10 protein-coding genes are annotated in these 13,023 nt (G+C 61.6%); 7 read left to right on the plus strand and 3 right to left on the minus strand.

Annotated features, from left to right (window positions below):
* The coding region (locus ACPYOJ_RS31855) for an NAD(P)/FAD-dependent oxidoreductase (protein WP_481419815.1) at positions 1-713 on the minus strand (713 nt) is incomplete at its 3' end.
* A 240-nt stretch (positions 714-953) separates the two neighbouring features.
* Here ACPYOJ_RS31855 and ACPYOJ_RS31860 point away from each other — a divergent pair.
* The 7 genes from ACPYOJ_RS31860 (at position 954) to ACPYOJ_RS31890 (ending at position 10,460) form a co-directional block, all read left to right on the plus strand.
* Complete coding sequence (locus ACPYOJ_RS31860; protein WP_481419816.1) at positions 954-2,345, plus strand: FAD-binding oxidoreductase; 1,392 nt, start codon at positions 954-956, stop codon at positions 2,343-2,345.
* 51 nt (positions 2,346-2,396) lie between these two features.
* Entirely contained in the window at positions 2,397-3,185 is a 789-nt protein-coding gene (locus ACPYOJ_RS31865) for an SDR family oxidoreductase (protein ID WP_481419817.1), read from the plus strand.
* 151 nt (positions 3,186-3,336) lie between these two features.
* Entirely contained in the window at positions 3,337-4,623 is a 1,287-nt protein-coding gene (locus tag ACPYOJ_RS31870; protein WP_481419818.1) for an efflux RND transporter periplasmic adaptor subunit, read from the plus strand.
* Entirely contained in the window at positions 4,620-7,733 is a 3,114-nt protein-coding gene (locus ACPYOJ_RS31875) for an efflux RND transporter permease subunit (protein WP_481419819.1), read from the plus strand. Before ACPYOJ_RS31870 ends, ACPYOJ_RS31875 begins: the two co-directional genes overlap by 4 nt.
* Positions 7,734-7,897: 164 nt before the next feature.
* Entirely contained in the window at positions 7,898-9,190 is a 1,293-nt protein-coding gene (locus ACPYOJ_RS31880) for an Hsp70 family protein (protein WP_481419820.1), read from the plus strand.
* Between the two features lie 57 nt (positions 9,191-9,247).
* Entirely contained in the window at positions 9,248-10,135 is an 888-nt protein-coding gene (locus ACPYOJ_RS31885; protein ID WP_481419821.1) for a uracil-DNA glycosylase, read from the plus strand.
* A 133-nt stretch (positions 10,136-10,268) separates the two neighbouring features.
* Positions 10,269-10,460, plus strand: coding sequence for a hypothetical protein (locus tag ACPYOJ_RS31890; protein WP_481419822.1), 192 nt, complete (start codon positions 10,269-10,271; stop codon positions 10,458-10,460).
* 83 nt (positions 10,461-10,543) lie between these two features.
* Here the strand turns inward: ACPYOJ_RS31890 and ACPYOJ_RS31895 are convergent, their stop codons facing one another.
* Together ACPYOJ_RS31895 and ACPYOJ_RS31900 are read right to left on the minus strand one after the other, a co-directional pair.
* Positions 10,544-11,437 (minus strand): hypothetical protein, encoded by an 894-nt coding sequence (locus ACPYOJ_RS31895; RefSeq protein ID WP_481419823.1) that lies wholly within the window; start codon positions 11,435-11,437, stop codon positions 10,544-10,546.
* 187 nt (positions 11,438-11,624) lie between these two features.
* Positions 11,625-12,563 carry a DMT family transporter gene (locus tag ACPYOJ_RS31900; protein WP_481419824.1) on the minus strand — a complete coding sequence of 313 codons (939 nt, stop codon included), beginning with the start codon at positions 12,561-12,563 and terminating at the stop codon, positions 11,625-11,627.
* Positions 12,564-13,023: the final 460 nt, after the last annotated feature.

Raw genomic sequence — 13,023 nt, forward strand, 5'->3', positions numbered from 1 at the left:
GAATGCTGCACGAGGCCCGGTTTGTGGTTCTCGGGCTTCACCTCCCAGAGCTCCTTGAGGCCAATGCCGAATTTTTGGGGCTCGCGATCCTTCGAGAGATCGAACTTGGCGATCAATTGCTTGGCGAGCGAACCGCGCACGCCTTCGCCGATCAGCACGTATTTGCCGTGCAGTTCCATGCCGCGGGTAAAGTTCGGGCCCGGCTCGCCGTTCTTCTCGATGCCCATGTCGCCGGTGGCGACACCGATGACGGCGCCCTCGTCGTTATAGAGCACTTCGGTTGCCGCAAAGCCCGGATAGATCTCGACGCCGAGCTCCTCAGCCTTTCCGGCGAGCCAGCGACAGACATTGCCGAGCGAGACGATATAGTTGCCGTGGTTGTTCATCAGCGGCGGCATCATAAAGTTCGGCAGGCGAACGGAGCCCGCCGGGCCGAGCACCAGGAAATGGTCGGCCGTCACTTCGGTCTTGAACGGATGGCCCTCCTCCTCGCGCCAGCCGGGCAGCAGCCGGTCGATGCCGATGGGATCTACCACAGCACCGGAGAGGATATGCGCACCGACCTCCGCCCCCTTTTCCAGCACGACCACCGAGAGCTCCGGATTGACCTGCTTCAGCCGGATCGCAGCCGACAGACCGGCTGGCCCGGCGCCGACGATCACCACGTCGAATTCCATCGCCTCGCGTTCAGGTAGCTCAGTTACCTCGGTCATTCATCCGTCTCCGCTCGGCCGCGCAAAGCAGCCACAACCCCATATCAGGTCTTCTCTTGTCAAAACCGGAAAGCATTGTCGAGCCGGGAAGCGACAGCCAATCCTCCAATTCGCACAATGCCAGTTGGCGGAGGATATGAATCGGTGATCCTTACGTCAACGTCATATAAATTGACGGCTTGATTGACGTTGCCGTTCCGGACTAGAGCCTTTCAAGGCGTAAAGGAAAGGCAGGCGCTTTTGACAGCGGAAGAGATCCACGCAGCACTTCGCGGCCTTCACGCGGAACTCACCGTGCTTGGACCCGACGACCTCAAGGGGCGGCATCCGGGCGAGCATCCGCAGAATCTCAGCGCCGGGGTCATGGCCCTTCCCTCCTCCTCCGCAGCAGCCTCGGCCGCCATCCGCTGGTGCGGCGAAAATGGCGTCGCGATCGTACCGCAAGGTGGCCGAACGGGGCTTGCCGGAGGTGCGGTCAGCAGAGCAGGCGAGCTCATCCTGTCCACGTCGCGGCTGACGACGATTGAAAAAGTGGATGCCGCAGAAAGGACCGCGACTGTCCAGGCCGGCGTTACACTGGAGGCCCTGCAGGCGGCAGCGGCCAGCTCGGGCCTGATACCAGGCATCGACCTTGCCTCACGGGGCACCGCCGCGATCGGCGGCATGATCTCGACCAATGCGGGCGGCATTCTCGCCTTTCGGAACGGCGTCATGCGGCATCTGGTGCTCGGCCTGGAAGCCGTGCTGCCCGATGGAACCATCGTCGACGACATGACCCGCGTCGTGAAGGTCAGTGCCGGGCCTGATATCAAGCAGCTGCTGATCGGCGCGGAAGGCGCGTACGGCTTCATCACCCGCGCCGTCATCAAGCTCGAGGCTATCCGGGCATTCCGGGCGACGGCGCTGCTCGGCGTTTCCGGCGCCGAATCAGCGCTCGCCATCATTGCGCGGCTCGAAGCGGAAGCAGGCATCAGTCTCGAAGGCGCGGAGTTGATGTGGCGGCGCTTCTACGAACGGAGCGCCTCGGTCCAGGGACTGCATCTCGGATGGCTCGAAGGCGATGCGGACGCTGTGCTGCTCGTGGAGATTTCTGCCGCCAGCGAAGCAGAGGCTACCGCCAGCCTGGAAGGCGTCCTTGCGGAGATCTGGGAGCACACAACCATTGCGGGCGGAATTATCGCGCAGTCGCATGATCAGCGCCGCCGCTTCTGGGCGTTGCGGGAGCGGTCGGAGTTCATCTACCGCGATTTTCCCGATGCACCGTCCTACGACGTCTCCATTCCGCCGCTCGCGATCGATTCCTATGTCGCCACATTGCAGCGACGGCTCTCGGCAATCGATCCGGATTACCGCCCCTTCATCTACGGCCACGTCGCCGACGGCAATCTGCATATCGCGATTGATCGCGGTGGCATCGACTCGGAAGACCGCAAGCGCTCCATCGACGATGCCGTTTACGAGGGCATCACGTCGAGCGGCGGCAGCTTTTCCGCCGAACATGGCGTCGGTTTCGACAAGCGGCACGGATATCTTGCGCATGCAAATCCAACGAAGGTGGAAATAGCACGCCGCCTGAAACAGCTTTTTGATCCGGGCAATCTTTTCAATCCGGGCAAAGTGCCATTTATGTAGCAGAGCGGCCGCAAGGGCTTTCACAGGTTATCATTCAGGGAAGAAGTCATCATGGATCTCGGTATTGCCGGCAAACGCGCACTCGTTCTGGCTTCATCGCGTGGGCTTGGCCTCGGCATCGCGGTTGCGCTGGCGCGCGAAGGCGCGAACGTGCTTCTTTGCGGCCGCAGCGGCGAGCAGCTCGAAGCGAACTGCAAGGCAATCAACGCCGAAGGCAAAGGCAAGGCCGACTGGATCTGGGCAGACCTCGCCGGCGAGAAGTTTGTCGAGACAGTGACATCCGCCGTGAAAGCGAAACTCGGCGGCCTCGACATCCTCGTCAACAATACCGGCGGCCCGACGCCGGGGACGACCGAGGACATGACAGCGGAGAAGCTGGAGACCTATTTCTTCTCCATGGTTCTGCGGGTGATTTCGCTGACCAACGCCCTGCTTCCAGGCATGAAGGAGCAAGGCTGGGGACGTATCCTCACCGTCGCCTCGTCCGGCGTCATCGAGCCCATTCCGAACCTGGCGCTTTCCAACACGCTGCGCCCTGCCCTTGCCGGCTGGAGCAAGACGCTCGCCTCGGAAATCGCAAGCTATGGTGTGACCACCAACCTTCTTCTTCCCGGCAGCATCCTGACCGCACGCCTTGATGATCTCGATGGCGCAGCCGCCAAGCGCACCGGCAAAAGCATGGAGGAGGTCCGCAGCGACAAGGAAGCACGCATTCCTGCCGGTCGTTACGGCAAGGTGGAGGAGTTTGCCGCGACCGCCGCTTTCCTCTGCAGCCAGCCGGCAAGCTATATCACCGGCTCGCTGATCCGCTGCGACGGTGGCGCAGCGCGGTCGGTCTAAAGGCAGGTGCCGAAAGCGAATATTCGATCATTACGAAATTGTAAGGGATTATAACGAGTTATTGAAAGGGTGCAGCGTTTTCGCGCTGCAGTATCTGTGGCACAGTTGGGACCGGAAAACTTCGCGCAACCCGCCAACACCGGTCTCACGAATGAAGAAATCTTGGATAACCGCTAGCGTTATTGCTGTAGCTGCCATTGGCGTCTGGCAATTTGGCTACAGGATCCCGTTTGTCGCACAACTTCCTTATGTCTCGGAGCTGATCAGGAAGCCCGCCGACCAAGGCGGCGATGCGCAACAGACAGCCGCCGGCCAGGGGCAAACCGGCCGGCAAGGCGGCGGGCAGCGTAACCGGCGGGGCGGTGGCGGCCCGACGGTCGTCAAGACGGTCGCGGCCGTCAGAACGACACTGCCGATGGACGTCACGGCCACGGGATGGGCAGACGCCGAGGACAATACGACGATCGCCGCGCAGGAACAGGGCCTCGTCGTCAGCATCGCCGCCCAGGACGGCGCAACGGTCAAGGCCGGCGACCTGATCGCCAAGCTCGACGACCGGACGGCCCGCTCCACGGTCGACAAGGACAATGCGATGATCGTCCGCGACAGCGCGACACTCGCGGAAGCCGAAACGGCGTTGACGCGCGCGCAGGATCTGCTGACGCGAAATGCCGGAACGCAACAGACCTACGACCAGGCCAAGGCCGCCCGCGACACGGCGGCCGCGACGGTGGAAGCCGACAAGGCGACGCTCGCCTCCGATCAGGTGCTCCTCGAACATACGGAAATCCGCGCGCCCTTCGACGGTCGCCTTGGCGACATCGCCGTCAGCCAGGGCGCCTTCGTCAACGCCGGTGCGGCGATCGTTACCATCGCCAAGTACGATCCGATCTACGTGAAGTTCCACCTGCAGGAGCGCTACCTGCACGAGCTGAAGCAGGAGCTTGCCGCCGGCCCCGTCGAGGTGAGTACGGCGCCCGACTCGACCAAGGGCGAAATCCGCAAGGGCGAGATCAGCTTCTACGACAATACGGTCGATACGGCATCGGGCACCATCCTCGCCAAGGCAAAGTTCGAGAATGCCTCCGGCGCCCTCTGGCCCGGCCAATCGGTCAACATCGTCGTGCATTTCAGCAATGACGAGCAGCAGGTCGTCGTGCCGACCGTGGCTGTCAGCCCCGGTCCGGACGGCTTCTTCGCCTTCGTCGCCAAGGATGGCAAGTCGCATCTGACGCCGGTCATAGTCGCCCGCTCGAACGGCGGCTTCACGGCGGTCGCTTCCGGCCTTTCGGAAGGCGACCATGTCGTGATCGAAGGCCAGGGCCAGCTCAACGACCAGCAGGCGATCAACGAGAAGTTCGACGACAAGGTGCTGAACGTCGCCTCGGCCGACGAACCGCGGCAGATGGAGATGGTGGCGACGGGGGATCAGCAATGATTCCAAATCTCTGCATCCGGCGCCCCGTCGCGACGACGCTCCTTGCCATCGGCGTCGTGCTTGCCGGCCTCGCAGGCTATCAGCTTGTGCCGGTCGCCGCCCTGCCTCAGGTCGACTTTCCGACCGTTAACGTTTCGGCGCAACTCAGCGGCGCCTCGCCGCAGAGCATGGCGACCTCGGTCGCCACGCCGCTCATCAAGCAGTTCGAGACCATTCCCGGCATCAGCGAAATCAGCGCATCGAGTTCGCTGGGCAATACCAGTATCGTGTTGCAGTTCGACCTGAACCGCAACATCGATGCGGCCGCCGCCGACGTGCAGGCGGCGATCTCGCACGCGACCCGGCAACTGCCGGACAACATGACGACGCCGCCGAGCTACCGCAAGACGAATCCGGCCGATGCGCCGATCATGCTGCTTGCGGTCCAAAGCGATACGATGCCCCGCAGCAAGCTCGACGAGATCGCCGAGGACATCATCTCGCCGACCCTCTCGACACTGCCGGGCGTTGCCGAAGTCACCGTCTTCGGCGCACAGACCTATGCCGTGCGCGTCGAGGTCGATCCGAACAAGCTGCTGACGCGCAACATCGGCATCGACACCGTCAACAAGGCGATTGCCGCCGCCAACAGCCAGGCGCCGGTCGGCACGCTGCAGAACAATTCGCAGTCGATGACGATCAACGCCGACACGCAGCGCACCAATGCCGAGGAATTCCGCTCGCTCGTCGTCGCGACGCCGAATGGCGCGCCGATCCATCTCGGCGATATCGCCGAGGTGCAGGACAGCGTGGCGAACCAATATACGGGCAGCTGGTACGACGGAAACCGCGGCATTATCCTCGCCATCCAGCGCCAGCCGGATGCCAACACGGTCGACGTCGTCGACGCGATCAACGCCAAGCTGCCGCAGCTTCACGCCGAAATCCCGCCCTCGGTGAAGACCGTCGTCATGAACGACGCGGCAAAGCCGATCCGCGATGCGATCGCCGACGTGAAGTTCACGCTGCTCCTGACGATCGGCCTCGTCGTTCTCGTCATTTACCTCTTCACCGGCCACCTGGCGGCAACGATCATCCCGGGTCTCGCCGTACCGCTATCGCTGATCTCGACCTTCGGCATGATGTACGTGCTGGGATACAGTATCGACAACATCTCGCTGCTCGGGTTGACGCTCGCGGTGGGCCTCGTTGTGGACGACGCGATCGTCATGCTGGAAAACATCCTGCGCCATGTCGAGGACGGCATGCCAGTGCGGGAAGCGGCGATCAAGGGCGCCGGCGAAGTCAGCTACACCATCATCTCGATGTCGGTCTCGCTGATCGCCGTCTTCATCCCGATCCTGCTGATGGGCGGTGTCGTCGGCCGCGTCTTCAACGAGTTCGGCATGGTGGTGGCGATCGCCATCATCTCCTCGGCGGTCGTCTCGCTGACGGTGACGCCAATGCTCGGCTCGCGGCTTTCTCCGAACCACAGCCAGCCGCCGCTCTTCGTGCGCATCTTCGATGCCGGCTTCGAGCGGACGCTGCGCGGCTATGACCGGGGCGTTGGCTGGTGTCTTCGCAACCGTCCTGCGGTCCTCGGCGTCTTCCTCGCCTCGATCGCGCTGACGGGCTATCTCTTCATGACGCTGCCGGCGAGCTTCTTCCCGCAGGAAGACATCGGCCGCCTGCAAGTCACCACCCAGGCCCGCCAGGACATTTCCTATCCGGCGATGGAGGCCCTGCAGCAGCAGGCGGCCGCCATCGTCAAGGCGAACCCGGCGGTCAACCATGTCATGTCGACGGTCGGCGGCAATGCCCGCAAGCCGCTGAACAACGGCACGATGTTCGTCGAACTGAAGGACAAGGACCAGCGTCCGCCGCTTGACCAGACGTTGCGCGAGCTGCGCACGGCGATCAACAAGATCCCCGGGCTGCAGGCCTTCGTCACGCCGAACCAGAGCCTGCGCTTCGGCGGCCGCCAGACGGCGAGCCAGTATCAGCTCATCGTCCAGGCACTCGATGCCGACCAGACCAACCTCTGGGCCAACAAGATCCAGACGGCGCTCAGGGCCGATCGGCGCTTCACTGACGTGACGACGGACGCGCAGAACAATGCGCTGCAGGCAAACATCGTCATCGATTCCGAAAAGGCAGCCGCCTACGGCATCGACAACGACCAGCTGCGCCGCACGCTGCAGGAATCCTTCAGCGGCTACACCGCCGCCGAAATCCAGTCGACCGGCGACAGCTACGACGTCATCGTCGAATACGATACCAGCAAGCCATGGGACGACCAGAAGCTTGCGGAAATCCGCGTCGCCTCCGGCAACGGCAGCCTCGTGCCGCTCTCGAACTTCGCGCATGTCGAGCGCACGACCGGTCCGGTTACCATCAACCAGACGGGCCAGCTCGTTTCGACCACGGTCTCCTTCAACCTGCCGGCCGGGGAATCCCTCGGCGATGCGACGGCGGCGATCGACCAGATCAAGAAGGACATCAACATGCCGTCGGATGTCTTCACGTCCTATGGCGGCTCGGCGCAGATCTTCCAGCAGTCGCAGGGCAACACGCCGCTCTTGATCATCGCCGCCGTACTGACGATCTATGTGGTCCTCGGCGTGCTCTACGAGAGCTTCATCCACCCGCTGACCATCCTCTCCGGCCTGCCCGCCGCCGCCCTCGGCGCACTGCTGGCCCTGAAGGTCATGGGCTTCGACCTCTCGATCATCGCCCTCATCGGTCTGCTGATGCTGATCGGCATCGTCAAGAAAAACGCGATCATGATGATCGACGTGGCGCTGGAAAACCTCAGATCGACGTCGATGACACCTACGGAGGCGATCCACGAAGCCTGCGTGCGACGCTTCCGACCGATCATGATGACGACGTTCTGCGCACTCCTCGGCGCGTTGCCGATCGCGCTCGGCACCGGCGCCAGCTCGGAATTGCGCCAGCCACTGGGTATTGCGGTGGTCGGCGGCTTGATCGTTTCCCAGGCCCTGACGCTCTTCATCACGCCCGTCATCTTCATCGAGATGGGCAGGCTGAATAATTGGGTCCAAAGTTTCGGACGCCGAAAGAAGCGGTATCCGGAGGAAGAACTTCCGACGGCGATCGCAGCGGAATGATCCAAAAGGCGGGCGCTTCGGCGCCCGTTTCATTTCCGGCACGACCCCTTGAATCGACGGGTCCGCTGTGGCATCACGTGCCTCCCTAATTCCGGCGCTCGTTCTGCGCCCCGCGAAGCACACGGCTTCGTTCCCATAGACAATCGGCTTAAAGAGGTGCGGCCATGGCTCAGGCGCTGGGTCTTGATTTCGGCACGACGAACACGGTTCTCGCCACGGCGAATGGCGGGACGACGCATTCGATGGCGTTCACAAGCGCGGCGGGCACCGCCGACAGCATGCGCACCGCGCTCTCCTTCATGAAGGATCCGCAGCTTGGGCGAGCGGCCCTGAAGGTCGAGGCGGGACATGCAGCGATCCGGCAGTTCATCGACAATCCCGGCGAGTGCCGCTTCCTGCAATCGATCAAGACCTTTGCGGCAAGTGCCCTCTTCCAGGGCACCCTGATCTTCGCCAAGAGGCACAGCTTCGAGGACCTGATGGAGATCTTCATCAGGCGGCTGCGCACCTATGCAGGCGAAAACTGGTCGACGGAGGTCAGCCGTATCGTCGCGGGACGGCCCGTGCACTTCGCCGGGGCCAATCCCGACCCAGCGCTGGCGACCCAGCGCTACAACGAAGCACTCTCGCGGTTCGGCTTTCCGGAAATTCACTACGTCTACGAGCCGGTGGCCGCCGCCTTCTACTTCGCGCAGAACCTGAAGTCCGACGCGACGGTGCTCGTTGCCGATTTCGGCGGCGGCACGACGGACTACTCGCTGATCCGCTTCGAAACCATTGCCGGCAAGCTCACCGCAACGCCGATCGGCCATTCTGGCGTCGGCGTCGCCGGCGATCATTTCGACTACCGGATGATCGACAACATCGTCGCACCGCAGATCGGCAAGGGGAGTCATTTCAAGAGCTTCGACAAGATCCTTGAGGTGCCGTCGAACTACTATTCCAGCTTCGGCCGCTGGAACCAGCTGTCGATCTTCAAAACCTCTCGTGAATTCGAGGATCTGAGGAAGCTGGTGCGCACCGCGCTCGAGCCGGAGAAGCTCGAAACCTTCATCGATCTCGTCGATCACGACGAGGGTTACCCGCTCTATCAGGCCGTCTCGGCCACCAAGATGGCGCTCTCTGCCGCAGATGAAGCACCCTTTGATTTCGCGCCGCTCGGCCGCGGCGGTCACCGAACCATAAAACGCAAGGACTTCGAAAGCTGGATCGCCGATGATCTCTCGCGGATCGAAGGCGCGCTCGACGAAGTCCTGGAGAAGACCCAGACCAGCGCCGATGCCATCGACAAGGTCTTCCTGACCGGCGGGACCTCCTTTGTGCCGGCCGTCCGCCGCATCTTCACCGAACGCTTCGATCACGACAGGATCGAAACGGGCGGCGAGCTTCTCTCCATCGCCCACGGGCTTGCGCTGATCGGCGAGCGCGAGGACATCGCGCAATGGACTGTGCAATAGCTGCGGGCGGCGCCGCCTACCCTTTCATTGCCGCTGCCACTTCGCTAAGGTCGCCGAATGGTTTCCGTCAACGAACTCTCTCCGGCCGAGCTTGCCGCGCTTTTGCATTTCCATGCGGAAGCCGGCGTCGAATGGCTGCTGGAGGAGGAAGCGATCGACCGCTTCGCCGAGTTCGAGACGATGAAGGCCGCGCGGCGCAACGCTGCCCCTGCTGCCCAACCCCTCCCGCCAGCCGATCGACGGCCGCAGCCGCCAACGGCAACGCAACGCCAGGCGCCCGCGCCGGCCGAACGCGCCGCCGCCCGGCCGCAGCCTGCCATTCCCGATGGCCAAGCAGTGCAGCAGGCGCGCTTTGCCGCCGAGAGCGCCCGATCGCTTGCCGAGCTCAAGACTGCTCTCGAAGCCTTCAACGGCTGCAACCTCAAGCACAGCGCGCGTTCGACGATCTTTGCCACCGGCAATGCTGAAAGCGGCATCATGGTGATCGGCTCGGCGCCGGGTGCCGACGACGATCGCGAGGGGATGCCGTTTGCCGGACGGCCCGGCCAATTGCTCGACAAGATGCTGGCGGCGATCGGACTTGATCGCACAAACATTCTTTTGACGCAGGTCATCCCCTGGCGTCCGCCGGGCAACCGGGTTGCTTCCGCTGCCGAAATGGACATCTGCAGGCCTTTCATCGAGCGCCAGATCGCCCTCGCTGAACCGAAGGTCATCCTGCTGTTCGGCAATTTCGCCGCTCGCTTCTTCTTCGGTGAGAACGACAGCATTCATGGTCTGCGGGGCCAGTGGAAGGAGATCGGCGCGGGATCGATTCAGATACCAGCGATCGCGACGCTGCATCCTCAGGATCTGCTGACCGCGCCCATCAACAAGCGACTTGCCTGGAATGATCTGCTGGCGTTTCGCTCCCGGCTCATATCGCTTGGTCTGCTTACAAAATAGCCGAATACCAACTCTTTATGACAATATCCATGCGCGCTCCGCATACCTGCATTTTAATATAATGCATTGCGGAATCGATGCTGCGCTGCAATATAAGAGGTGTCTTGGGAGGAATCTGACAGGAACCAAGGCAATGAGCACACGTTTTCGTCCTATCCACTGCGGGTTTGAAACCCTGCGCGTCGCAAGCGATCCGGTTCGCACCACACAGGGTTACAGCCGTCTTGGCTTTGCCACCAACGAGCAGATGATCGCCCGCGGCACCGGCGTCAGCAGCCGGACGACACGCCCTGCCGCGATCTTCGCGGATTTTCAAGAATACTGAGATGAATGCGCGGCCCGGCATCGGGCTGCTGCTTCCGACGAAGTTGAGCGCGATCACCTCCAGTGAAGGAAATCGCGTATGCGCTAGACCGTTGCCGGCGCCCTGACCGGCATGCGCTCGAATTCTGCCTTGGCGAAGTGGAAAGCCTGATCCACATAGGCAAATTTGACCGCTTGCCATGCGCAATATTCGCGGACAAATTCACGCGAGACCCAGAGTTCCGTCTTCTTCGGCTCGTCGTACCACCCGACGCAGCCTCGCTGCACCGCTTTTGCGAAGAGACGCTGCAGATGCGTTCGCGACATCATGAAATCGCTGGCAAGATTGCGGGTTTCGACCCGCCCGACACTGAATCTCTCCGCATCCGCGCCGTCGAGGTCGACCCTTGCCAAGAGGTGATCCACCACCAGCCCGCCGGCCGCCGTCCACAAGAAGAGCCCGATCTGCGCGGGCGGCTCCCGCCAGGCGGTATCTTCAAGACAGTTGCGGGCAAGCAGAGGCTGAGCGATCCGGATCAGTTCAGGGTGCGCCTGGAAATAAGCGGCGCGATCGCTGTCGTCCAATAAATCGAGGGCGGTGAGATTGGCGAGAAGCCATCCACACATGGCCTGATGGCTGACTTCGGTGGGTCCGAAATGGCGCGGGCGGCGGCGCCCCGCCTCGCCCGATGCATGCGCGATAAAGCGATAGGTGAAGAGTTCCTCGATGAAGTTTAGAACAGTGTTGCGGCTCGCCACCTTGTATTGCGTAATGAGAGCCGTTAACGCGACTGCCGAGAAGCCCGACGAGGGATCGTTGGAATCGTGCTGCATCGCAAGCGCATAGGCTGTTTGGGTGAGGAGCCAGCGCTGATGTGAGGTGAGCATGCGGGCGAGACGCGGAGCGGCGTCGAACATGCTCCGCAAAGTGCCAGCTAGATGACGGATGCTGAGCAGAAAGCCGGGATGTCGCGACAGTTGTTCCGCCGTAAAGCTCATACGCACCTCCGCTCGCAAGCCAGCGTTCGGGGGCAGCGAAGGGCAGGAACCAGGTCCGGCATCAGCAGCCAATCAGACATGCAAGGCTTTGAATAAATGACGTTTCGTCATTTTCAAGAACCACATTCACAGACTGGTTGGTATCCTAAGATTTCGCCAGTGGGCGGCGGTAACTCTATCGATATACTCAGGTCTTCGGCCCGCCCACTTGCCGCGCGCGGCGGCGTTCCAGACCGAGCTGATGTTCCCGGTAGATAATGAATATCCCGGCTGCGATGACAATCGCCGTTCCGACCATCATATGGCCCCCCGGGACATCGCCAAAGAGGAAATAGCCAATGATGCCGCCGAGAAGGATCGAGGTGTATTCGAAGGGCGCCACCGTCGATACCTCCGCATGACGGTAGCTTTCCGTCAGAAGGATTTGCGCAACGCCGCCGCAAAAACCGGCCGCGACCAGCAGAAGCACCGTCCGAAGTTCGAGCGAAGCCCAGCCGAATGGCAGGGTCGCGAGAGAGAAGAGCGATGCGATGATCGAGAAGTAAAGAACGATCGTGGCCGTCCTTTCCTCTTCGACCAGCTTGCGAACTTGGATCATCGCCATGCCGCCGAGCACGGCGGCAATCAGGACGCAAATCGCTCCCACCGCCTGCTCCGCCTCCATGCCACCCTGCCTGAAAAGCGTCAGCTTCGGCCATGAGACGATGGCGACACCCACCATACCGAAGAAGACCGCACTCCAGCGGTAGATTCTGACCGTCTCGCCGAGGAACACTGCCGCGAATATCACCGCGACCAGGGGCATTGCATAGCCGAGTGCAATCGCCTCCGGCAGCGGCAGATGCAAAAGACCGTAGAAGCCGAAGCCCATGGAAACGATCCCGATCGTACCGCGCTTCAGATGGCCGATCGGATTTGCCGTATAAAAGGCCGCTTGCAGCTGCCCGCGATAGGCGAGGTAAGCCATGATCGGAAAGAGCGCGAAGAAGGAGCGGTAGAACGTCACCTGCCCCGGTGCGATATCTGTACCGCCGAGCTTGATAAAGGTTTGCATGCCGAGAAAGACGACCACCGAGGCCACTTTGAACGCAATACCTCTCAGCGGATTTCCAAAGGCCGGCTGCATGTCAGAACTCGTGTTAAAGTTGTTTATGGCAGGAAAGCACGCCAGATTCGACGCATCATGACTGTGGCAGGCGTTTTGTCCGATGAACAGTCAAAAATGACAATATTTGGTTCTTCGCTCCCGTACATTTTCATTGGCCAACATTCATCAGCAGTCGGATGGGTGTGGTACGGGTGTCGTTCAGCGGACCGGGGACGATGTTGGCGTGCGGTCTGTGCTCAATCTGAGATAGCGCGGTTTGTCCTCCAAGCATCTCCACCATTGCGTCCATGAAACTTGCTTTGCTTGCATTCGCTTTAAAGTTATTTCAGACTTTATTGTAATTATGCCGGCAAATTTAACGGCAGAGCATTCGCTTCTGTCTCAGGCATCGACAACGGTCTTCAGGGAACACAATGCGTACAGACATGGGCCAGGTCATCAATCTGGCAGACTACCGCCCCACCGATTTTGTGTTGGA

It is taken from the genome of Rhizobium sp. SVR5-9E (assembly GCF_056755095.1).